The 22274-nt window shown below is 73.3% G+C and carries 23 protein-coding genes; 14 read left to right on the top strand and 9 right to left on the bottom strand.

Translation table 11 applies throughout. The annotated features are described in order from the left end of the window. Window positions 1-44: 44 nt before the first annotated feature. Window positions 45-293 (top strand): hypothetical protein, encoded by a 249-nt coding sequence (locus AC0693_RS35620; protein ID WP_478804168.1) that lies wholly within the window; start codon window positions 45-47, stop codon window positions 291-293. Window positions 294-349: 56 nt separating this feature from the next. Here the strand turns inward: AC0693_RS35620 and AC0693_RS35615 are convergent, their stop codons facing one another. Continuing rightward, window positions 350-1525, bottom strand: a complete 1176-nt coding sequence (locus AC0693_RS35615) for a threonine aldolase family protein (RefSeq protein WP_469321043.1) — start codon at window positions 1523-1525, stop codon at window positions 350-352. A 134-nt stretch (window positions 1526-1659) separates the two neighbouring features. Here AC0693_RS35615 and AC0693_RS35610 point away from each other — a divergent pair, with 134 nt between their 5' ends. The 10 genes from AC0693_RS35610 (at window position 1660) to AC0693_RS35565 (ending at window position 9776) form a co-directional block, all read left to right on the top strand. After that, entirely contained in the window at window positions 1660-2625 is a 966-nt protein-coding gene (locus AC0693_RS35610; protein WP_478804167.1) for a Rossmann-like and DUF2520 domain-containing protein, read from the top strand. Continuing rightward, window positions 2622-3620, top strand: a complete 999-nt coding sequence (panC, locus tag AC0693_RS35605) for a pantoate--beta-alanine ligase (RefSeq protein WP_478804166.1) — start codon at window positions 2622-2624, stop codon at window positions 3618-3620. The genes AC0693_RS35610 and panC overlap by 4 nt, the downstream gene beginning before the upstream one ends. Beyond that, window positions 3617-5371 (top strand): L-aspartate oxidase, encoded by a 1755-nt coding sequence (locus AC0693_RS35600; protein WP_469321042.1) that lies wholly within the window; start codon window positions 3617-3619, stop codon window positions 5369-5371. The genes panC and AC0693_RS35600 overlap by 4 nt, the downstream gene beginning before the upstream one ends. Then, window positions 5368-6393, top strand: a complete 1026-nt coding sequence (gene nadC / locus AC0693_RS35595) for a carboxylating nicotinate-nucleotide diphosphorylase (protein ID WP_478804165.1) — start codon at window positions 5368-5370, stop codon at window positions 6391-6393. The genes AC0693_RS35600 and nadC overlap by 4 nt, the downstream gene beginning before the upstream one ends. Continuing rightward, a complete protein-coding gene (locus AC0693_RS35590; protein WP_356406733.1) occupies window positions 6394-7203 on the top strand; it encodes a type III pantothenate kinase in 810 nt (269 codons plus the stop codon). A 163-nt stretch (window positions 7204-7366) separates the two neighbouring features. Next, window positions 7367-7933 carry a hypothetical protein gene (locus tag AC0693_RS35585; RefSeq protein WP_356406839.1) on the top strand — a complete coding sequence of 189 codons (567 nt, stop codon included), beginning with the start codon at window positions 7367-7369 and terminating at the stop codon, window positions 7931-7933. 13 nt (window positions 7934-7946) lie between these two features. Further along, on the top strand, window positions 7947-8111 hold the full coding sequence (locus AC0693_RS35580) for a hypothetical protein (protein ID WP_356406736.1): 165 nt from the start codon (window positions 7947-7949) through the stop codon (window positions 8109-8111). 108 nt (window positions 8112-8219) lie between these two features. Then, window positions 8220-8669 carry a BlaI/MecI/CopY family transcriptional regulator gene (locus AC0693_RS35575; RefSeq protein WP_356406738.1) on the top strand — a complete coding sequence of 150 codons (450 nt, stop codon included), beginning with the start codon at window positions 8220-8222 and terminating at the stop codon, window positions 8667-8669. 18 nt (window positions 8670-8687) lie between these two features. Next, entirely contained in the window at window positions 8688-9239 is a 552-nt protein-coding gene (locus AC0693_RS35570; protein WP_356406842.1) for an amino-acid N-acetyltransferase, read from the top strand. 198 nt (window positions 9240-9437) lie between these two features. Continuing rightward, window positions 9438-9776: a histone-like nucleoid-structuring protein Lsr2 gene (locus tag AC0693_RS35565; RefSeq protein ID WP_356406741.1), complete on the top strand. Its 339-nt coding sequence runs from the start codon at window positions 9438-9440 to the stop codon at window positions 9774-9776. Here the strand turns inward: AC0693_RS35565 and AC0693_RS35560 are convergent. Next, a complete protein-coding gene (locus AC0693_RS35560) occupies window positions 9758-10330 on the bottom strand; it encodes an SCO3374 family protein (protein WP_478804164.1) in 573 nt (190 codons plus the stop codon). The genes AC0693_RS35565 and AC0693_RS35560 overlap by 19 nt on opposite strands. A 475-nt stretch (window positions 10331-10805) precedes the next feature. On the opposite strand from AC0693_RS35560, the gene AC0693_RS35555 reads away from it, so the two are divergent. Both AC0693_RS35555 and AC0693_RS35550 read left to right on the top strand, forming a co-directional pair. Then, window positions 10806-13331 carry an ATP-dependent Clp protease ATP-binding subunit gene (locus AC0693_RS35555; RefSeq protein WP_351049854.1) on the top strand — a complete coding sequence of 842 codons (2526 nt, stop codon included), beginning with the start codon at window positions 10806-10808 and terminating at the stop codon, window positions 13329-13331. 596 nt (window positions 13332-13927) lie between these two features. Further along, on the top strand, window positions 13928-14539 hold the full coding sequence (locus AC0693_RS35550) for a M23 family metallopeptidase (protein WP_478804163.1): 612 nt from the start codon (window positions 13928-13930) through the stop codon (window positions 14537-14539). Window positions 14540-14552: 13 nt separating this feature from the next. On the opposite strand, the gene AC0693_RS35545 is transcribed toward AC0693_RS35550, so the two are convergent. From AC0693_RS35545 to AC0693_RS35515, 7 genes are all read right to left on the bottom strand, one after another. Continuing rightward, a complete protein-coding gene (locus AC0693_RS35545; RefSeq protein ID WP_478804162.1) occupies window positions 14553-15749 on the bottom strand; it encodes a LamG domain-containing protein in 1197 nt (398 codons plus the stop codon). A gap of 82 nt (window positions 15750-15831) precedes the next feature. Continuing rightward, entirely contained in the window at window positions 15832-17145 is a 1314-nt protein-coding gene (cseC, locus tag AC0693_RS35540; RefSeq protein WP_356406753.1) for a two-component system sensor histidine kinase CseC, read from the bottom strand. After that, on the bottom strand, window positions 17142-17852 hold the full coding sequence (gene cseB, locus AC0693_RS35535) for a two-component system response regulator CseB (RefSeq protein ID WP_356406756.1): 711 nt from the start codon (window positions 17850-17852) through the stop codon (window positions 17142-17144). The genes cseC and cseB overlap by 4 nt, the downstream gene beginning before the upstream one ends. A 43-nt stretch (window positions 17853-17895) precedes the next feature. Beyond that, on the bottom strand, window positions 17896-18513 hold the full coding sequence (locus AC0693_RS35530) for a hypothetical protein (RefSeq protein ID WP_469339805.1): 618 nt from the start codon (window positions 18511-18513) through the stop codon (window positions 17896-17898). 32 nt (window positions 18514-18545) lie between these two features. Further along, window positions 18546-19106 carry a SigE family RNA polymerase sigma factor gene (locus tag AC0693_RS35525; protein ID WP_356406762.1) on the bottom strand — a complete coding sequence of 187 codons (561 nt, stop codon included), beginning with the start codon at window positions 19104-19106 and terminating at the stop codon, window positions 18546-18548. Window positions 19107-19280: 174 nt separating this feature from the next. Further along, on the bottom strand, window positions 19281-20258 hold the full coding sequence (locus tag AC0693_RS35520) for an HhH-GPD family protein (protein WP_469339803.1): 978 nt from the start codon (window positions 20256-20258) through the stop codon (window positions 19281-19283). Continuing rightward, window positions 20255-20893, bottom strand: coding sequence for a phosphatase PAP2 family protein (locus tag AC0693_RS35515; protein WP_478804161.1), 639 nt, complete (start codon window positions 20891-20893; stop codon window positions 20255-20257). The genes AC0693_RS35520 and AC0693_RS35515 overlap by 4 nt, the downstream gene beginning before the upstream one ends. A 165-nt stretch (window positions 20894-21058) precedes the next feature. Here AC0693_RS35515 and AC0693_RS35510 point away from each other — a divergent pair, with 165 nt between their 5' ends. Beyond that, window positions 21059-21877, top strand: a complete 819-nt coding sequence (locus tag AC0693_RS35510; RefSeq protein WP_469339800.1) for a hypothetical protein — start codon at window positions 21059-21061, stop codon at window positions 21875-21877. Window positions 21878-22274: the final 397 nt, after the last annotated feature.

Below are 22274 nucleotides of genomic sequence, written 5' to 3'. Positions count from 1 at the left end.
TCAATCGACGGGCGGGATGCGGCCGACGGAGTGAGAGTGGGTGCATGACCGCCATCGAGCAGTACCTCGTCGACACCTACCGCGCCGCCCAGCAGGGGGCCCCGATGCCGCCCGAGCCCGGCCGCCACGACCTCGCGGAGCTGCGGGCCGCCCGGACCTACGAGCGCTTCCAGGCAGTACTCGACGGCAGGGCGGCGCGCCACCCGTGGCGGGCCGCCCTGCACCGGCTGCTGCACCGGATGCGGGACCGGCTGCCGCCGCACCACCGCCCGCACCGCACGCCGTCCTGCTGACGGGCCCGGCCGCGGCCGGGGCGCTCCCTGGCGCCGCCCTGCCCCGCGGCGCCGCCCTACCGTGCGCCGCCCTCCTTCGTGCCGAGCCCCTCCACCCGCTCCACGAAGCCGCGCACCGCGTCCCGCACGTCCTGCTCCGTCCACGACAGGGCCTCGCCGGCCACCGTCAGCTCCGCCAGCGCCAGCCCCGGCGGCCCCTCGGCCCGCCAGCGGCCGAACAGCTGGGTCCCGGTCTCCTCCGCCTGCCGCACCGCCGCCTCCGTCAGCGCGTCCGCGTCGTACGCCGCCCACACGTGGAACTGGTGGGTCACCGGCACCTCCGGCACGATCCGCAGCCACGGCAGCCCCGCGTCCTCGAAGCCCTCCCGCAGCGCCCGCGCGACCACCTTCGCGTGGTCCACGTACGACGCCAGCCGCGGCAGCTCCCGCTCCAGCCCGGCCAGCGCGCTCAGCACCTGCGGGTACTGGCGGAACACCTGACCGCCGTACCGGTGGCGCCAGACCCGCGCCTCCTCGATCAGGGAGCGCGGCCCGGCCAGGGCCGCCCCGCTCAGCCCGCCCAGCGACTTGTAGAAGGAGACGTACACGGTGTCGGCGAGGGCCGCGATCTCCGGCAGCGTCCGGCCGAAGTGGACGGTGGTCTCCCACAGCCGCGCCCCGTCGAAGTGGATGACCGCGTCCCGCTCCCGGCCCGCCGCCACCAGCTCCTCCAGCTCCTCCCACGTGGGCAGCAAGAAGCCCGGATCGCGCAGCGGCAGCTCCACCATCAGCGTGCCGAAGGGCTCCGGGTGCTCCCGCACCTCCTGGGCCGTCGGCTGGCGCGCCTCCCGCGTCGGGTACACCGTCCGCAGCCCCGACACGACGCCCAGCGCGTCGTCCTCGTGCCGTTCGGGGTGGCTGCCCGGGTGCAGCGCCACCACCGGATTGCCCGTGCGGGCCGCCCAGCAGCGCAGCGCGATCTGCTGGGCCATCGTCCCGGAGGGGAAGTACGCCGCGTCCTCGGTGCCCAGCAGCTCCGCGACCCGCCCCTCCAGCTCCGCGACCACCCCGTCGCCGTAGACGTCGGGATCCTCCCCGGGGTCGCGGCCCAGCAGCGCCGGCAGCGCCGCCAGACCGGCCAGCTGCTCCGCGAGGGTCTCGGAGCCTGCGGGCGAGAGCCTGCGCTCCGCGCCCCGCCAGGCGTCCCGCCGCCGCTTCGCCCGCGCCGCTTCGTCGTCCGTGTCGTATGCCATGGCCCGATCCTGCCCGACGGCCCGTCCGGTCCACCGGGGCGGACGGGCCGGACGGCCTGCGGCGGCAGGGCCTACGATGGCGGCGTATCGTCCGGTACCCCCCGCGGACTGGAACGGAAGAAGGCTCGCCCCGCGTGAACACACCCCATCAGACGGAGTTCCGGGATCCGTCCGCCCGCCCCGCCCGGCTCACCGTCGGCGTCGTCGGCGCCGGCCGGGTCGGCCCGGCCCTCGCCCGCGCGCTCCAGCAGGCCGGCCACCGGCCCGTGGCGGTCTCCGGCGTCTCCGACGCCTCCCGGCGGCGCGCGGCGGAGCTCCTGCCCGACGTGCCGCTCGTCCCGCCCGCCGAGGTGTTCGCCCGGGCGGAACTGGTCCTGCTGACGGTCCCCGACGACACGCTGCCCGCGCTCGTCGAAGGCCTCGCCGAGACCGGCGCGATCCGCCCCGGGCAGCTGCTCGTGCACACCTCCGGGCGCTACGGGACGGCCGTACTGGACCCCGCGCGCCGCGTCGGGGCCCTGCCGCTGGCCCTGCACCCCGCCATGACCTTCACCGGAACCATGGTCGACGTCCACCGGCTCGCGGGCTGCTCCTTCGGGGTGACCGCGCCCGACGAGCTGCGCCTGGCCGCCGAGGCCCTGGTCATCGAGATGGGCGGCGAACCCGAGTGGATCGCGGAGGAGTCCCGTCCGCTCTACCACGCGGCCCTCGCCCTCGGCGCGAACCACCTGGTCACCCTGGTGGCCCAGGCCATGGAACTGCTGCGCACCGCCGGGGTCGAGCACCCCGACCGGATGCTCGGCCCGCTGCTCGGCGCGGCCCTGGACAACGCCCTGCGCTCCGGCGACGCGGCGTTGACCGGCCCGGTCGCCCGCGGCGACGCCGGTACGGTCGCCGCCCACGTCGCCGAGCTGCGCAAGCACGCTCCCGGCACCGTCGCGGGCTACCTCGCGATGGCCCGCACCACCGCCGACCGGGCCCTGGCCCACGGCCTGCTCAAGCCGGAACTCGCCGAGGACCTGCTCGGCGTGCTCGGCCAGGACGCCGGGCAGCCGCCCGGCCCGCTCGGCCCGGACGACCTGGGAGGGGACCCCCGATGACGGACCTGCTGGCCACCGCCCGAGAACTGCGCGAACTGCCCCGCGCCGGGGACGCCCCGCGCGTCGTGGTCATGACCATGGGGGCCCTGCACGAGGGCCACGCCACCTTGATCCGCACCGCCCGCGAGCGCGCCGGAACGGCCGGGCAGGTCGTCGTCACCGTCTTCGTCAACCCGCTCCAGTTCGGAGCGAACGAGGACCTCGACCGCTACCCCCGCACCCTGGACGCCGACCTGGAGATCGCCCGCGCGGCGGGCGCCGACGTGGTCTTCGCCCCGTCCGCCGACGAGGTCTACCCCGGCGGCGAACCGCAGGTACGGATCAGCGCGGGTCCCATGGGCACCCGGCTGGAGGGCGCCACCCGCCCCGGCCACTTCGACGGCATGCTGACCGTCGTCGCCAAACTGCTCCACCTCACCGGCCCCGACGTCGCGCTCTTCGGGCAGAAGGACGCGCAGCAACTGGCGCTGATCCGGCGCATGGTGACCGACCTGAACTTCCCCGTCGAGGTGGTCGGCGTCCCCACCGTCCGCGAGGACGACGGACTCGCCCTCTCCAGCCGCAACCGCTACCTCGACGGGCCCGGGCGCCGCACCGCCCTCGCCCTCTCCCGCGCCCTGACCGCGGGCCGCGACCGGCTCGCCGCCCAGGCCGCGCTGCGCGAGCGCGCCGAGGCCGGGGCCCCGGCCGGCGACGGCCGGGCCGGAGCGCTGGCCCTGCTCGGCGAGGTCCGCGCCTCGGCCGACGCCCACGCGGTGGCCGCCGCGCGCGGCGGGCTGCCCGACGCCGTACGGGCCGCTGCCCGCCAGGTCCTGGAGGAGGCGGGACGTGACACACCACCCCTGCGCCTGGACTACCTGGCCCTGGTGGACCCCGCAGACTTCACCGAGGTCGGCCCCGGTCACATCGGGCCGGCCGTACTGGCCGTCGCCGCGAACGTCGGCACGACCAGGCTGATCGACAACCTTCCATTGGAGTTCGGAGCACACTCGTGAGCACAGGCAGTGGTGGCGCAGGTACCCCGGCGGGCGGTACCGGCATACGGCTGCACGCCCCCGCCCCCGGCTGGTCCGTCGAGGCGGACGTCGTGGTCGTCGGCTCCGGCGTCGCGGGCCTGACGGCCGCGCTGCGCTGCGCCGCCGCGGGCCGCCGCACCGTCGTCGTCACCAAGGCGCGCCTGGACGACGGGTCCACGCGCTGGGCCCAGGGCGGCATCGCCGCCGCCCTCGGCGACGGCGACACCCCCGAACAGCACCTGGACGACACCCTCGTGGCGGGCGCCGGCCTCTGCGACGAGGGCGCCGTGCGGCTGCTGGTCACCGACGGGCCCGGCGCGGTCCGCCGGCTCATCGACGCGGGCGCCGTCTTCGACACCTCCGCCGAGACGGGCGAGATCGAGCTGACCCGCGAGGGCGGCCACCACCGCCGCCGGATCGCGCACGCGGGCGGCGACGCCACCGGCGCCGAGATCTCCCGGGCCCTCGTGGAGGCCGTCCACGCCGCGGGCATCGAGACCGTGGAGAACGCGCTCGTACTGGACCTGCTGACCGACGCCGAAGGTCGCACGGCCGGGGTCACCCTGCACGTCATGGGCGAGGGCCAGCACGACGGCGTCGGCGCCGTCCACGCGCCCGCCGTGATCCTGGCGACCGGCGGCATGGGCCAGGTCTTCTCCGCGACCACCAACCCGTCCGTGTCCACGGGCGACGGCGTGGCCCTGGCGCTGCGCGCCGGAGCCGAGGTCTCCGACCTCGAATTCGTGCAGTTCCACCCGACGGTGCTCTTCCTCGGCGCCGGCTCCGAGGGCCAGCAGCCGCTGGTCTCCGAGGCCGTGCGCGGCGAGGGCGCCCACCTCGTCGACGCGGACGGCGTCCGCTTCATGGTCGGCCAGCACGAGCTGGCGGAACTCGCCCCGCGCGACATCGTCGCCAAGGGCATCACGCGCCGCATGCAGGAGCAGGGCGTCGACCACATGTACCTGGACGGCCGGCACTTCGGCGCGGACATGTGGGAACACCGCTTCCCCACCATCCTGGCCGCCTGCCGCGCCCACGGCATCGACCCCGTGACCGAGCCTGTCCCGGTCGCGCCCGCCGCGCACTACGCGAGCGGCGGGGTGCGCACCGACCTGGACGGGCGGACCACCGTCCCCGGTCTCTACGCCTGCGGCGAGGTCGCCTGCACCGGCGTGCACGGGGCGAACCGGCTCGCCTCCAACTCCCTGCTGGAGGGCCTGGTCTTCGCGGAGCGGATCGCCGCGGACATCGTGTCCCGGCCGCCCGCCTCCCACGGGCCGGGCGTCCCCGTGCCCTCCACCGGGCCCCTGCTGCCCGGCGGAGCCCGTACGGAGATCCAGCGGATCATGACCGCGGGCGCGGGCGTGCTGCGCTCCGCCGACTCCCTGCGCGGGGCGGCCACCGCCCTGGAGGACCTGTACGCCGCCGCGCTGCACGACCTCGACGTGCACGGCAAGACGGCCGAGCCCGGCACCGACACCTGGGAGGCGACCAACCTCCTGTGCGTGGCCCGGGTCCTGGTCGCCGCCGCCCTGCGCCGCGAGGAGACCCGCGGCTGCCACTGGCGCGAGGACCACCCCGACCGCGACGACGCGGCCTGGCGCCACCACCTCGTGGTCCGGCTCTCCCGCGCACGCACGCGCGCCCTGGTCGTGACCGCCACCGACTCCGCGGACTTCCCGTCCGTACGCCACCTTCCGGGCACCGACACGATGGAGCAGCAACCGTGAGCACCCCCCAGCACCACGACCACGCCGGGCACGACCACGCCGGGCCCGAGCACGCCGGACTCCCGCTGATCGACGCGGAGGCCGACGGCGCGGGCGGCTGCGGCGACGACTGCGGCTGTGGCGGCGGCGAGGAGTCGGGCCTGGACCCGGCGCTCGCCCAGCTGCTCGCCGACGCCGGCCTGGACCCCATCGAGGTCGAGGACATCGCCCACATGGCGCTCTCCGAGGACCTCGACGGCGGGGTCGACGTCACCAGCGTCGCCACCGTCCCCGAGGACGCCGTCGCCACCGCCGACTTCACGGCGCGCGAGGCGGGCGTCGTGGCGGGCCTGCGGATCGCCGAAGCCGTCCTGTCGGTCGTCTGCACCGAGTCCTTCGAGGTCGAGCGGCACGCCGAGGACGGCGACCGGGTCGAAGCGGGCCAGGTGCTGCTCTCCGTCCGCGCCCACACCCGCGACCTGCTGACCGGCGAGCGCAGCGCGCTGAACCTGCTGTGCCGCCTCTCGGGCATCGCGACGGCCACCCGCCGCTGGGCGGACGTCCTGGAGGGCACCGGCGCCAAGGTCCGCGACACCCGCAAGACCACCCCGGGCCTGCGCGCGCTGGAGAAGTACGCGGTCCGCTGCGGCGGCGGCGTCAACCACCGCATGTCCCTGTGGGACGCGGCCCTGGTCAAGGACAACCACGTGGTCGCCGCGGGCGGCGTCGCACAGGCCTTCAAGGCCGTGCGCGAAGCCTTCCCCGAGGTGCCGATCGAGGTCGAGGTCGACACCGCGGCGCAGGTCACCGAGGCGCTGGAGGCGGGCGCCGACCTGATCCTGCTGGACAACTTCACGCCGCAGGAGACCGCCGCGGCCGTCGCCGTCGTCGCGGGCCGCGCGGTCCTGGAGTCCTCGGGCCGCCTCACCCTGGAGACGGCCCGCGCGTACGCGGAGACCGGCGTCGACTACCTGGCCGTCGGCGGCCTCACCCACTCCTCGCCGATCCTGGACATCGGCCTGGACCTGCGCGAGGAGCGGTAGATGCTCCTCACCATCGACGTCGGCAACTCCCAGACGGTCCTGGGCCTGTTCGACGGGGAGGAGATCGTCGAGCACTGGCGCGTCTCCACCGACCCGCGCCGCACCGCCGACGAGCTGGCCGTCCTGATGCAGGGCCTGATGGGCATGCACCCGATGCTCGGCAACGAGCTGGGCGACGGCATCCACGGCATCGCGATCTGCTCCACGGTCCCCTCCGTGCTGCACGAGCTGCGCGAGGTCACCCGGCGCTACTACGGGGACGTCCCGGCGGTCCTGGTGGAACCCGGCATCAAGACGGGCGTGCCGATCCTGACGGACAACCCGAAGGAGGTCGGCGCGGACCGCATCATCAACGCGTGCGCCGCCGTCGAGCTGTACGGGGGCCCGGCCATCGTGGTCGACTTCGGCACCGCGACCACCTTCGACGCGGTGTCCGTCAAGGGCGAGTACGTGGGCGGGGTGATCGCCCCGGGCATCGAGATCTCGATGGACGCGCTCGGCGTGCGCGGCGCGATGCTGCGCAAGATCGAGCTGGCCCGCCCGCGCAACGTCATCGGCAAGTCCACGGTCGAGGCCATGCAGTCGGGCGTGGTCTACGGCTTCGCGGGCCAGGTCGACGGCGTGGTCACCCGCATGGCGAAGGAGCTGGTGGGCCCGAACGGCGACCCGGACGACGTCCGCGTCATCGCCACGGGCGGCCTGGCCCCGATGGTCCTCGGCGACGCCTCGGTGATCGACGAGCACGAGCCCTGGCTGACCCTGATCGGCCTGCGCCTGGTCTACGAGCGCAACGCGCCCAACTTCGAGTAGCGGCCGCCCCCGCGCCGTCCCGGTCGTGCCGCCCCCTCCCGCGGGGGCGGCACGACCGTTTCCGGCCGGGCAGCGCCGCGCCGGAAACGGGAATTTCGGGGAGTTTTGTCCGATTAGCGCGTATCTTCGGGCCATGCCCACGCCCTACGGATCCCGCGGCGGCATGGCGTTCAGTGCCGCCGAGCTGCACCTGCTCCGGCGCTCGCTCGCCCACGCCCTCCACCCCTCCCCGGCCCCCCTCCCGCTCGGCGAGGTCCAGGACTGCCTGCGCCTGGCGCGGTCGATGGACGAGGCGGTCGCGGAGGCGGGCAGACTCGCAGACTTCCTCGTCGCGGACCTCGCCCGCTACCGGCAGGCCCTGCCGGGCTCCCTGCCCGGCTACCTGGAACTGCTCCGGGACGCCCTGGGCGCCGGGTACGAGCCCGTCCCCGACGACCTCGCCGCGCTGCGCGCACTGCGCGGCAACCCGGGCGCCGCCGCACTCCTGGACCGCGCCTGCGGCGTCGCCGAGCGCTCCGTACGCCGTCGCCTGACCGCCCCGCGGACCCGGCTGCGCGCCCTGGCCGGGGGCAGAGGGGACGAACCGCCGGCCCGTCCCGCCCCGCCGGAGCGGCCGGGCGAGCAGGACGGCGCCGACGGGCCGGAGCGTCCGGTGCCCAAGCCCAGCGAGGTCTTCCCGCCCCGCCGGAGCCCCGCCCCGCCCCCCGCGTCCCGCCGCGCGGTCGGCTAGCTAGGCTGGGGCCATGGACTACGTCTCCGCGCTCGTGCCCCCCTTCGTGATGGCCGTGCTGTTCATCCTGCTCGTCCGGACGATCGTCAAGAGCCAGGGCGGCGCCAACAAGGCCAAGGAGGACGCCGCGGTCGACGCGGCGCTCGCCCGCGCCGACGCCGCGCCCCGGCAGAACTGACGCCCGCCGCGACCCGGGCGTACGGCGCGCGTGCCGTACGCCCGATTTCGTCGCGCGCCCCCGCCGGTTCACCAGGCAATTGCGGACATCCCGCACTATCGTGCTGATGTGCCTCGCCCCCTGGGAGACCTCGAAGACGCCGTCATGACGCGGGTGTGGCAGTGGAACCGCCCGGTCACGGTCCGGGAAGTGCTGGAGGACCTCCAGCGGGAACGGTCCATCGCTTACACGACGGTCATGACCGTCATGGACAACCTCCACCAGAAGGGCTGGGTCCGGCGCGAAGCCGAAGGCCGGGCCTACCGCTACACGGCGGTCTCCACGCGCGCCGCCTACTCGGCCGCGCTGATGAACGAGGCCTGGTCCACCAGTGACAACCCCGCCGCCGCCCTGGTCGCCTTCTTCGGCATGATGTCGCCCGAACAGCGCGAGGCCCTGCGGGCCGCCGTACAGATCGTGCAGGGCGACGCCCCTCCCGCCGCTCCTTCCGAAGCCCCGCCGGCCGCGGAAAGCGACGCCGCCGATACCGATGAGCGGCCGGCCGGCCCGGGGCGATAGCGTCCGGGCATGGAAGGCATGGAAGACGATTCGCGTCGGGACCCGGTCCTGGACGCTGCGAATGCAAAAGCGGTGACGATCCGCCGCGCCCGCACCGGCGACGTTCCGGCACTGCGCCGCCTGCTGGACCAGTACGTACAGCAGCGGATCCTGCTCGACAAAGCGCCCGTGACCCTTTACGAGGACATCCAGGAGTTCTGGGTCGCGGAACGCGAAGCCGACGGGCTGGTCGTGGGATGCGGCGCTCTTCACGTCATCTGGGAAGACCTGGCGGAAGTCCGCACTCTCGCCGTGGACCGGGATCTCCTGGGCGGCGGCGTCGGCCACCGGGTGCTCGACAAGTTGTTGCACACGGCGCGCGCACTCGGTGTCCGCCGGGTTTTCTGCCTGACCTTCGAAGTGGACTTCTTCGCGAAGCACGGCTTCGTCGAGATCGGCGAGACGCCGGTGGACACGGATGTCTACACCGAGCTGCTGCGTTCCTATGACGAGGGCGTCGCCGAGTTCCTGGGTCTCGAACGAGTGAAGCCGAACACCTTGGGCAACAGCCGGATGCTTCTGCACCTCTGATCGGATCCGATCCGCGAACCGATCCGAACCGATCGATCGGAGCGGCTTTTACGGTCCTCCGTCCCCCTGTGGCCTATGTCCGAATCGCGCACGTTTCCCGTCGTGTTGAGTCCCTGAACCTCGACCCGGGGGTTTGTGTTTTTCCGGGAAAAGCGGTTTCCTTTCCGCGTACTGCATTTTCGATGAAAGGAAATCCCGGTGGCACAGAAGGTTCAGGTCCTTCTTGTCGACGACCTCGACGGCGGCGAGGCGGACGAGACCGTGACGTTCGCTCTGGACGGCAAGACCTTTGAGATCGACCTCACCACCGCCAACGCTGAAAAGCTCCGCGGTCTGCTCGAGCCCTACGTCAAGGGCGGCCGCCGCACCGGTGGCCGCGCGGCCACCGCGGGGCGCGCCAAGGGCCGTACGGCGGCCACCTCGGGCAACCCCGACACCGCCGAGATCCGCGCCTGGGCCAAGGCCAAGGGCCTCAGCGTGAACGACCGCGGGCGGGTCCCCTCCGAGATCCGCGAGGCCTACGAGAACAGGGGCTGATCCGGCGCGCCCCGCAGGGGCGCACCGGAGCCGTGGGACCGCCTCAGGCGCGCCCGGTGGCACGCCGTCGCCGCCGCGCCGACCAGGCGGACGAGATCGGGCCTCGCGCCCTGCCCCGCGGCGGGCAGGGCCGGAAGCAGTACGTCACACCCCTGCTCGGGGGGCCGCAGCCACACGGCGGCCCCCCGAGGACTTTCCCCGGCGGCGCCGGGGGGAGCAGGAGCCGTCATCCGGCCGCCCGCACCCAGGGCGGTCAGATCCAGGGCCACACCGCCCCACTCCAGCCAGTCGAGCAGTCCGTCCAGCTCGTCCGCGCTGCCCGCGGCCACCAGGAACCGCATCCTGCGCCCCGTGAGTGCCACCGGACCCGTGGCCAGGGGCCCGTGCAACAGCTCCGTCCCGGCGTCCGCCGGCATGTCCAGCACGTCGAACCGCGTCCCGGTGACCAACTGCGGGGGCGGCCCGCCCGTGACCGTCCAGCCGAGCACGCGCTCGTACCAGAGGGCGTGTCCCGCTTCGGGTGCGACGCGGGGCAGCGGAACGGTGAGGGTCATGCCCGGAGCAACTCCGTGCGCGCCGATGGGTTACGGCCGCCGGTCACGCAACGCATGCGTGCCGACGCGGAACGTAAACACCGACCGGGGTGACTTCCCGAATTCGTGCGGGAAGTGTGTTCGCCCTTAGCGGAGGGGCCGGGGGAACCCCGCATGGAGTGTCCGGCCTTGGGGGTAGGAACATCCCTAGTGGAACGGGGCGGGATAGGGGTGGCACCCTGGGAAGACCGGTCCCCGTTCGCCATCGGCGTACACCTGTGACGGGTATCTGCCTGGCCTGCGGGAACATCGTCTCGCACCATCGGGTTGGAGCAGTTGTCGGCTGTGCAAGGCGGAGATTCCCCAGCGAGTGGGGTGAGCCGCGGACGGATGTCGGCAGTTGGAATGAGCTGTCCCGCCCCGCGGGACTAGCATGCGGAAGGACAGGGCGGGGACCGACCCCGAACTGCCCGACCGCTCTGAGGAGCGATAAACGATGTTCGAGAGGTTCACCGACCGCGCGCGGCGGGTTGTCGTCCTGGCTCAGGAAGAAGCCCGGATGCTCAACCACAACTACATCGGCACCGAGCACATCCTCCTGGGCTTGATCCACGAGGGTGAGGGTGTCGCCGCTAAGGCCCTGGAGAGCCTCGGGATTTCGCTCGAGGCTGTTCGTCAGCAGGTCGAGGAGATCATCGGGCAGGGCCAGCAGGCCCCGTCCGGCCACATCCCCTTCACCCCGCGGGCGAAGAAGGTCCTGGAGCTTTCGCTCCGCGAGGCCCTCCAGCTCGGCCACAACTACATCGGCACCGAGCACATCCTGCTCGGCCTGATCCGCGAGGGCGAGGGCGTCGCCGCCCAGGTCCTGGTGAAGCTGGGCGCCGATCTCAACAGGGTCCGGCAGCAGGTCATCCAGCTGCTCTCCGGTTACTCCGGGGGCGGCAAGGAAGCGGCCACGGCCGGCGGACCGGCCGAGGGCAGCCCCTCGACCTCCCTGGTCCTCGACCAGTTCGGCCGCAATCTCACCCAGGCGGCCCGCGAATCCAAGCTCGACCCGGTCATCGGGCGCGAGAAGGAGATCGAGCGGGTCATGCAGGTGCTGTCCCGCCGGACCAAGAACAACCCGGTCCTCATCGGCGAGCCCGGCGTCGGCAAGACCGCCGTCGTCGAGGGCCTGGCCCAGGCGATCGTCAAGGGCGAGGTGCCCGAGACTCTCAAGGACAAGCACCTCTACACCCTCGACCTCGGCGCGCTCGTCGCCGGTTCCCGCTACCGCGGTGACTTCGAGGAGCGCCTGAAGAAGGTCCTCAAGGAGATCCGCACCCGCGGCGACATCATCCTGTTCATCGACGAGCTGCACACGCTCGTCGGTGCGGGTGCCGCCGAGGGCGCCATCGACGCCGCTTCGATCCTGAAGCCCATGCTGGCCCGTGGTGAGCTGCAGACCATCGGTGCCACCACGCTGGACGAGTACCGCAAGCACCTTGAGAAGGACGCGGCGCTGGAGCGCCGTTTCCAGCCGATCCAGGTGGCGGAGCCTTCCCTCCCCCACACGATCGAGATCCTCAAGGGCCTGCGCGACCGCTACGAGGCCCACCACCGCGTCTCCATCACGGACGAGGCCCTCGTGCAGGCGGCCACCCTGGCCGACCGGTACATCTCGGACCGCTTCCTCCCGGACAAGGCGATCGACCTGATCGACGAGGCCGGCTCCCGGATGCGCATCCGCCGGATGACCGCGCCGCCGGACCTCCGCGAATTCGACGAGAAGATCGCGAACGTCCGCCGCGACAAGGAGTCGGCCATCGACTCCCAGGACTTCGAGAAGGCGGCTTCCCTCCGTGATTCGGAGAAGCAGCTGCTGGCGGCGAAGGCCAAGCGCGAGAAGGAGTGGAAGGCCGGCGACATGGACGTCGTGGCCGAGGTCGACGGCGAGCTGATCGCCGAAGTCCTCGCGACCGCGACCGGCATTCCGGTGTTCAAGCTGACCGAGGAGGAGTCCTCGCGGCTCCTGCGCATGGAGGACGAGCTCCACCGCCGCGTCATCGGCCAGAAGGACGCCATCAAGGCCCTTTCGCAGGCGATCCGACGGACCCGTGCGGGTCTGAAGGACCCGAAGCGTCCCGGTGGCTCGTTCATCTTCGCCGGTCCGTCCGGTGTCGGTAAGACCGAGCTGTCCAAGACGCTCGCCGAATTCCTCTTCGGCGACGAGGACGCACTGATCTCCCTCGACATGTCGGAGTTCAGCGAGAAGCACACGGTTTCCCGTCTCTTCGGTTCGCCCCCCGGCTACGTGGGCTACGAAGAGGGCGGCCAGCTGACCGAGAAGGTCCGCCGGAAGCCGTTCTCCGTCGTCCTCTTCGACGAGGTCGAGAAGGCGCACCCGGATATCTTCAATTCCCTTCTCCAGATCCTGGAGGACGGTCGTCTGACCGACTCCCAGGGCCGGGTCGTGGACTTCAAGAACACGGTCATCATCATGACGACCAACCTGGGTACGCGGGACATCTCCAAGGGCTTCAACCTGGGCTTCGCGGCCCAGGGCGACACCAAGACCGGTTACGACCGGATGAAGGCGAAGGTCAACGAAGAGCTCAAGCAGCACTTCCGGCCCGAGTTCCTCAACCGCGTCGACGACACGGTCGTCTTCCACCAGCTCACGCAGGAAGACATCATCCAGATCGTCGACCTGATGATCGCCAAGGTGGACGAGCGCCTCAAGGACCGCGACATGGGCATCGAGCTCAGCGGTGACGCGAAGCAGCTCCTCGCCAAGCGCGGTTACGACCCGATCATGGGTGCGCGTCCGCTGCGCCGCACGATCCAGCGCGAGATCGAGGACATCCTCTCCGAGAAGATCCTCTTCGGTGAGCTGCGCCCCGGTCACATCGTGGTCGTCGGCGTGGAGGGTGAGGGCGAGACCGCCAAGTTCACCTTCCGCGGCGAGGAGAAGTCCGCACTGCCGGACGTCCCCCCGATCGAGGCCACGGGCTCCGGCCCGGACCTGAGCAAGGGCGCGTAGCGCTCCCGCTCTAGCGGCGGTACGAAGGGGCGGGCCCGGAACCGACAGGTTCCGGGCCCGCCCCTTTGCCGTGCCCCCGCGCTCAGGGCACCCCCTCGGGCCCGGGGAGGGCCCGGGGGCGCAGCGCATCGGCGAAGGCCCGCGGGCCGGGACGGGCCGCTCCAGGGCCGTCAGGGCCGCTTGGCCGCGCGTGTCGGGCCGGCCGGCCTGCGTGGCGGCCCACCCCGGTCTCCGCCGGGCGCGCGCGAGCCCGGCTCCGCCGGCCGGTCTTCGGTCCCGGAACGGGCGGGCCGGAGGTCCTGGGCCGGTGACAAGCCGCACAGGGCAAATCGGACGTACTACGCGCAGTCGTAGACCTCGGGGGCCCTCCCGGGGCGGCTCCGGCCCAGTAAGGACGCGGTCAACAGGCCTGGAGGCCCTCTTCGCTGCTACGAGGCGCGGTAGTAATCGGGGGGTTTGGGAAGTTCGCGCGGCTCGGGTTACCAAGGATCCGCAGCCCGGCACACCGCTCAGCGTGCCGGGTCGCCCTGTGCCCCGTGAGCCCGTGATCCATCGACGTGCTCCGCCCCCGTGCTCCATCCCCCGGAGGTTCCGCCATGTCGAAGAGCGCCCGTACCCACCGCATCCGTACCGCCGTCCTCGCCGCAGGGCTCGGGGCGGCCGTGACGTTCGGCGCCGGTACCGCGTTCGCCGACGAGGCGCCGGCCGCGCTGACCGGGACGGCCGGCCTGATCGAGGCCCAGGCCACCGCGCAGGCCGCGGCCGGCAAGGCCGCCGCGGGCAAGGCCGCCGCCTGGAAGGCGCCCGTGGCGTCCTACACGCTGTCCGCGACCTTCGGCAAGGGCGGCAACCTCTGGTCGCACAAGCACTCCGGCCAGGACTTCGCGGTGCCGGTCGGCACCAAGGTGCACGCCGTCCACGCGGGCGTCGTCGTCAAGGCGGGCCCGAACGGCGCCGGTGACGGTCCGGCCTACGGCAACGCGATCGTGATCAAGCACGCGGCCGGGACCTACTCGCAGTACGCCCACCTGTCGAGGGTCCAGGTGAAGGTCGGCCAGAAGGTCTCCGCGGACCAGCTGATCGCCCTGTCCGGCAACACCGGCAACTCGACGGGCCCCCACCTGCACTTCGAGATCCGCACCACCCCGAACTACGGCTCGGCCGTGAACCCGGTCGCCTTCCTGCGCCAGGCGGGCGTCCGCCTCTGACGACGGTCCGCCGTCAGCTGATCAGCCACGAGTGGGTCGGCTTGACCTCGCTCTTGCCCCCCTTGACGTTCGCCACCTGCGCGGGCGTCAAGGCGCTGTCCCAGGTGCGGACGTTGTCGATCGCCCCGGCCCACGGGCCGGCCCAGATGTCGTGGTGGCGGGCCCGGCCCAGCTGGATCGGGCCCGGAGCGGCCCAGATCCCGGCCGCCACGGGCACCTCGCCCGCCTGCTTCCCGTCGACGTACAGCTTGATGGTCTTCGTCGTGGCGTCGTAGGTGCCGGTGATCATCGCCCAGGCGCTCGCGGTCTTCAGCCCGTCGGAGGCGACCTGCGCGGTGGTGGCCTCGGCGCCTCCCGTGCCGCTCTGGACGCGGAAGATCCACGCGTTCTTGCCGTTCACCGCCTCGTGGCCCAGCTCGAAGGAGTAGGACACCCCGTCCCCCTGGCTCACCGCGATGTGGCTGCCGCTCTTCGCCGAGGTGTAGACGCGAGCCGAGACGCTGAAGCTCTTGGTGGTGTCCACGGCCTGGCCCGCGCCCTGGGCGTAGGAATTCGCGTTGTCCTTGAACCGGACCTCACCGCGCTTGGTGCCCGAACCCTGCTCGGCCTGCGGGCCCAGCGCGATGTTCGTCGAGCCGGTCCGGTCGCGCAGCAGGTTCGCCTGGCCCGGCACCGTGTGCGGGTCGTCCCAGGCGGGCTCGCTCGCGGAGGCGGAGGGGCTCTGCGAGCCCTCGGCCACCGGCCCGGGCTTCGGGTCGTCGCCGCCGGAGTCGTTCATGAACCACAGGGTCCCCGCGGCGGCCACGGCGCAGACGGCGACGGCGGCGCCGATGATCATCAGGCGGCGCCGGGTGCGGCGGCTCGTGTCCGAGCGCTCCGCCATGGCCTGCCAGTCCGGCTGCGGCGCCGGGGTGAAGGCGGGACCGGGCAGCGGCTCGGGCCGCGGCTCCTGCGGGTAGGGGTCCTGCTGGTACGGGTTCGGCTGCCCGGGCTGCGGAAAGCCGTACCCGCCCGGTACGCCCGCCACGCCCGGCACACCCGGTGCGCCGCCCGGTACGGGCGCCTGCGGATAGCCGTAGCCGCCCGCGGCGCCCGGTCCGCCCGCGCCGGGAGCGGACGGATATCCGTAGCCGCCGCTCCCGCTGCCGCCGCCGCTCGCGTGCGCGGGACCGGGCTGGGGGCTGTTCGGGCGATCCGTACCGTCAGTCATGGCACGGATGTTAAAACATTGCCGCCGCCGCCAGACAGGCCGGAGGCCCATGAAGACGGCGGGACGGCGGCGCGCGTTCCCCTCAGCCCGGCAGCCGGATGATCGGGAAGCTGCCCGTCGCCGTCGGCGCGTGCTCCGGCAGCCACAGCACCGCCACCGCGCCCGCCGCCGCGCCCTCGCGGTCAAGTCCGCCCGGAGCGGCGACGTTTCGGAACGTGAGCCGGGCGCCCAGCACCCGCGCCTGGCCCGCCGCGATGGTCAGGCCCAGCCCGTGGCCCACGCCCGCGCGGTCCGTCGAGCCGGTCCGGAACCGGCTCGGCCCCTCGCGCAGCAGCGCCTCGGGAAATCCGGGCCCGTGGTCCCGGACGCGCACGACCCGGCCCTCGACGTCCACCTGGACCGGGGGGCGCCCGTACCGCGCCGCGTTGGCGAGCAGGTTGCCCAGGATCCGCTCCAGGCGCCGCGGGTCGGTGTTCACGATCTCGTCCGCCACGATCCGTACGGTCGCCTCCGGCATCAGCGAGGCCACCCGCCGCCCCACGAACTCGCCCAGCGCCACGTCCTGGAGCTCGGCCCGCTCGGACGCGCTGTCCAGCCGAGCCACCTCCAGCACGTCCTCGACCAGCACCCGCATGGCCTGCGCCCGGTCCCGCACCAGCTCGGTCGGCCGCCCCGGGGGCAGCAGTTCCGCCGCCGTGAGCAGGCCCGTCACCGGGGTGCGCAGCTCGTGCGCGATGTCGGCGGTCACCCGGCGCTCGGCCTCCAGCCGCTGCTGGAGCGTGTCGGCCATGGCGTCGACGGCGCGCGCGAGGTCGTCGGTCTCGTCCCGGACCACTCCGCCGACCGCGTCGCGCACCCGGACCTGCGGGTCGCCGAGCGCGACCCGGCCGGCGGCTGCGGCCGCCTTGCGCAGCCGCCGCGAGATCTGGCCGCCGATGAGGACGCCGAGGGCCGAGCTGCCGATGACGACGGCGAGCGATCCGACGACCAGGGCCCGGTCCAGGTCGCGCACCATGTTGGCGCTCTGCTGGAAGCCCGAGTGCATCGACAGCACCTGCCCGTTGCCGAGCGGTACGGCGGCCCAGACCTCCGGGGCGCCCCTCGGCTTCTCCTGGATGTAGGTGCCGCGCCGCCCCGAGCGCGCCTTCTCCCGCAGGTCGGCGGGCAGGTCGGGGTCGTTGAGCTTGGCGCCCATGAAGGGCTTGCGGCCGGACTCGGCGTTGCGCGAGACGTACTGGACGCGTTCCAGCTGCGCCTCGCGGGCGCTCTCCAGCATCGACACCCGGGCGGCGCTGTGCACCACCAGGCTCAGCGCGAGCGCGGTCAGCGCACCCACGGCCGCGATGGCGAGGGTGATCTTCCAGCGGATGCCGGTGCGGAAGGTGAAGCTCCTCATGCCTTCAGCTTGTATCCGAAGCCACGGACCGTCTCGATCCGGTCCTGTCCGATCTTGGTCCGCAGCCGCTGGACGTGGACGTCGACGACCCGCGTGTCACCGCCCCAGTCGTAGTCCCAGACGCGCTCCAGCAGCCGGTCCCGGGACAGGACGGTGCCGGGCGCGGAGGAGAACTCCAGCAGCAGCCGCATCTCGGTCGGCGTCAGCGCCACCGGGGCTCCGGCCTTGAGCACCTCCATGCCCTCGGTGTCGACCTCCAGGTCGCCGAAGGAGAGCACCCCGCGCTCCCCGGCCGGGTCGCCGTCGGAGCCGGGGCCGCCGCCGTTCGGGCCGCCCGCGTGACCGAAGCGGCGCAGGACGGCGCGGATCCGGGCCACCAGGACGGAGCCGTCGAAGGGCTTGGTGACGTAGTCGTCGGCGCCGGCCTCCAGGCCGAGCACCACGTCGATCGAGTCGGCGCGCGCGGAGAGCATGATCACGGGGACGGTGGACTCGTCACGGATCCGCCGGCACAGGCTGACCCCGTCCATGCCGGGCACCATCACGTCGAGCAGGGCGATGTCGGGCCGGTCCGCGCGGAAGGACTCCAGGCCGGAGAGGCCGTCGGGCATGGCGGTGACCACGAACCCGTCGCGCTCCAGCGCCAGGGTCGTGGCCTCCCGGATGACGTCGTCGTCCTCCACAAACAGCACATGGGTCTCGGCCATGCCCAGTCGCCTCAGTTCTTCTGCGGTTCAGTTCTTCCGGGGTTCAGTTCTTCTGCGGTGTCACGGCCGGGGCGGGCTGGCTCCCACCACCGCCCACGTTGCTGTACTCGGAGTGCACGCGGTCGTGCTCGGTGAACTTCTCCCCGTTCCAGCGGAAGGTGATCACGTCCTCGCCGGTGGCGTAGGCCTCGCTCTTGACGTAGACCGGCTTGCTCACCACCAGGTCGCCCCGGTCGATCTCCGCGTAGACGGGGGGCGCCTCGTCCGAGAACACATTCTCGTACGCCGCGCCCTCCTGCTTGTACACGTACGTCCCCACGCCGATCGCGTCCGCGCAGGACAGGATGTTGACGACCAGGTCGGGCGAGGTGCTCCCGGTGACCTTGCCGTAGCTGACGTCGACCGGGTACTCCTTGCCCGAGCACGGCTTCAGGTCCTTCTTGACCGCGTCGCTGACCTTGGGATCGGCCTTCACCAGGGCGACCACGTCCTGGACCTTCTTGAAGGACGACGCGGACGGCTGCCCGGCCGCGGTGGGCGGCGCCGTCTTCGACACGGACTCGGTGCGCGCCGGGCCGCCGTCCCGCAGCCCGGTACCGCCGGTGGAGCAGCCGACCGCGAACAGCACAGTGCCGACGAGGATGACCATCCCCGTCGACATCAGTACCAGCGGGCTCCTGCCCCGTAGGCCTGTCAGGCCGCGCACCGCTCCCGCCCCTCGTACCGCACGGTGTGGTCACCGCGCTCCAGCGCCCGCATGTCCAGGTCCCGGCTCTCCAGCTCCTGGCGCAGGCGGGCCAGCGCACGGTGCAGCGTGCTCTTCACGGTACCGGCCGACATGCCGAGCGCCGCGGCCGTCTCCTCGGTGCTCATCTGCTCCCAGTGTCGCAGCACGACCACGCTGCGCTGCTTGGGCGCGAGCACCTTGAGGATGTCCATCAGCAGCGCGCGGTCGGCGCGCTGCTCGGCGCCGTCCTCGACGCGGGCGTCCGGCAGCTGCTCGGTGGGGACCTCTTCGAGCTTGCGGGCGCGCCACCACTCGGTCCGCGTGTTGATCATGACCCGGCGCAGGTAGGCATCGGCGAGCGACTTGTCGGCGATGCCGTCCCAGCGGCCGTAGGTGCGCACGAGGGCGGTCTGGAGGAGGTCCTGCGCGTCGGTGGGGTCCGGGACCAGGCGACGGGCACTGCGCAGCAGCGCGTCCTGCCGAGTGCGTACGTACTCTTCGAATTCGAGTACCTCGCCGTGCGCCATCTCAGACCGCCTCCGCCCGTTTACCGCTCTTCGTCCCGTGCTTGCGGAACCGAAGGTACGGAGCGGTTGTCACGGCACTGTGCGGGTCAGCCTTCGGTGGGAACACGGCTGTCCATAGGTTGTGTAACAGCGCCCGTGAGCTGGGGTTTAGCGGGCTCAAGCGGAATGAGGGAGTCAGCCGAGCGGGAGCCGGTAGGCGGTCGCGAGCGACCCGTCGCGGCCGCTGTCACCGCCGTCGTCCCCGTCGCCGACCGGCTCCACCAGCCCGTCGGCCACCAGCCCGTCCAGCGCCCGGGCCCGCTGCACCGGCTCGTCCCACACGGTGTCCAGCACGGCCCGCGGAACGGGCCCCACCGCCTCGCGCAGCACCGCCAGCAGCCTGCCGCGCACCTGCCGGTCCGTACCGGCGTACGTCTGCCCGCGCCGCGGCGGACCCTCGTGCGCCGGCTTGCCCGCCAGCCGCCAGGCACACAGCCCGGCCACCGGGCAGCGCCCGCAGTCCGGGTTCTTCGCGGTGCACACCAGCGCGCCCAGCTCCATCGACGCCGCGGCCCACCCCGCGGCCGTCTCCTCGTCGTCGGGCAGCAGCGCGCGGGCCAGGCGCCGCTCGGCGGCGGTGGTGGCGTTCGGCGGGTACTCCACACCGGTCGCGGTCCGGGCGAAGACCCGGCGCACGTTCGTGTCCAGCACCGGGTGGCGCTGCCCGTAGGCGAAGGAGGCCACGGCCGCGGCCGTGTACTCGCCGATGCCCGGCAGCGACAGCAGCCGGTCGTGGTCCCGCGGTACGTCGCCCCCGTGCCGTTCCGTTATGGCGACGGCCGCGCCGTGCAGCCGCAGTGCCCGGCGCGGATAGCCGAGGCGGCCCCAGGCCCGTACGGCCTCCCCGGGCGCCTCGGCGGCCAGATCGGCCGGCCGGGGCCAGCGGGCCAGCCACTGCTCGTACACCGGCAGCACGCGGGCGACCGGGGTCTGCTGGAGCATGAACTCGCTGACCATGACGCCCCAGGGACCTGCCTCGGGACGGCGCCAGGGCAGGTCACGGGCGTTCTCGCGGAACCAGGCGATGACGGGGGCGTGCAGCGCGCGGGCGGATGCGGCGCCGGGCACGGCCGACGCCTCGGACAGGGCGGGGGATTCGGGGGATGCAGTCATGGCAGGGGCAATCCTGGCACGGTTCGCCCCTGCGGCGCGGGCCCCGGACCGGTGAACAGGACGGCGGCGCGGCCCCCGCCCGTACGCGCCGAGCGGATGATCCTACGGACCGGGCCGGTCAGTGCGAGGACCACCAGGGCGCCCACCGAGGCACCCAGCAGCAGGCCCATCGCCACGTCGTGCGGATAGTGCACCCCGACGAAGACCCGGGAGAAGGCCATCAGCAGCGCGAGCGGCACGGTGAGCAGCGCGAGCCGCGGCACCGCCAGGGCCAGCGCGACGGCCGCGGCGCCCGCGATCACGGAGTGGTTGCTCGGGAACGACCAGTCGCCGGGCGCCGGGCACGGCACCAGCGGGGCGAGCGCGCCGGAGACGGCCCGGCAGGGCCGCTCCTCGTGCACGCCGCTCTTCGCGACCTCGGAGGCGACGTACGCGACGGCGGTGGCCAGCGGGGCGAGGACGGCCAGGGCCATCGCCCCGTCCCCGCGGGTGCGGGCGCGCCACCAGACGAGGAGGAAGAGCGCGCCGAACACCAGCAGCCCGCTCGTGGTCCACGCCTCGGCGAGGGACCGCACCCAGCCGGGGGTGGTGTGCGCGAAGTCGGTGACGTCTCGGTAGAGGTCGGAACTGTCCATCCCGCCGACCTTACGCAAACGGCCGCCCGGCGCCGCCATCCGGACGGCCCGGATGGCCCGGACGGCCGTACCGGGGGGAGCAGCGGGATGATCATCGCCAAAACACGCCGGCCGTGCGGCATGTGGGGCACGGATCGCGCCCCCGACTCTCGTAAAGTTCCCTCCGTGGGATCTCTGCGCAATCCGGTCGGGCCGCTCCCCTCTTCCATCTACTGGCGACGGAGGGCCGTTCTGGCGTCCGTCGCCGCACTACTGGCGCTCCTCGCCGTATGGACCGTCAGTTCCGGCGGGGGCAAGACCACTCAGAACGGCAAGGGCGGCGGCGGCCCGCACCCGGCGGTCTCCATCACGCCCGGCGCGCCCGGATCCGGGCCGGCGATCAGTCAGGCCCCGGGCGGCCGCGACGAGTCGGGCGCGGGCGGTGCCACCGGGGGCGACCACGGGGGCGCGGCGGCGGGTACCGGCGCGGGCGGCGCGGGAGGCTCGGGCACCGGCAAGAACGGCGAACCGGGCGGCGGCGGTGGCGAGGACGGCACGTCCTCCTCCGGGCCGGGCCGGATCCCGGCGGACTCCCCGCTCCCCACCTGTGCGCCCGGTGCGCTCCAGTGGGAGGTCAAGAGCACCAAGAACGAGTACGAGCCGAACGAACGCCCCCGCCTCGACCTCATCGCCCGCAACACCTCGGGCACCACCTGCAAGGTCGACCTCGGCCCGAAGCAGGCGATCCTGAGCATCACCCAGGCGACCACGGGCAAGACGGTCTGGTCCTCGGCGGACTGCCCGGCGGGCGCGGGCAACGTCTTCCACCGGCTGCCGGCGAACGGCGAGACGACGCAGTCGCTGGAATGGGACCGGAAGCCGAGTGTGGCGGCCCAGTGCCAGACGCCTCCGGCGGGGGGTGCGGTGGCCGACACGTACGTGGTCGAGGTCAAGTCCCCCGGCATGCCGGTGGCCCGCACCTCGTTCGTCCTGAAACAGGACTGACCCCGGCCCGGGCCCGCCCCGCCCCAACCGCCGCCCTCAATCGCCGGGCGGGCTGCCTTCACCCCGGCCCGCCCGGTCAGGCTGGCGCCGCCTCCGGCGGGCCCTCAAACGCCGGGCGGGCTGAATTTGCCCTGGCCCGCCCGGTCAGGCTGGTGCCGCCTCCGGCGGGCCCTCAAGCGCCGGGCGGCTGGGGGTGGGTGCGCTCGGGCCGGGCTCGGCGGGCCATCCAGCCTCGCCGGCGTTTGAGGCGCCCCCGGAGGGCATGCGTGGGGACGGGCGGGGTCGGGCCGCGCCGTGTGACTTCAGCGCCGCCGGTGGGCCATTGCAGCCTCGCCGGCGTTTGAGGCGCCCCCGGAGGGGTGCAGGTGGGGCCACTGCCAGGGGGAGGGGGCACCGG

This window comes from Streptomyces sp. NPDC043876 (assembly GCF_056435825.1).
Note: the sequence above shows the minus strand (reverse complement) of the source record. Positions and strands in the feature narration are given on the sequence as shown.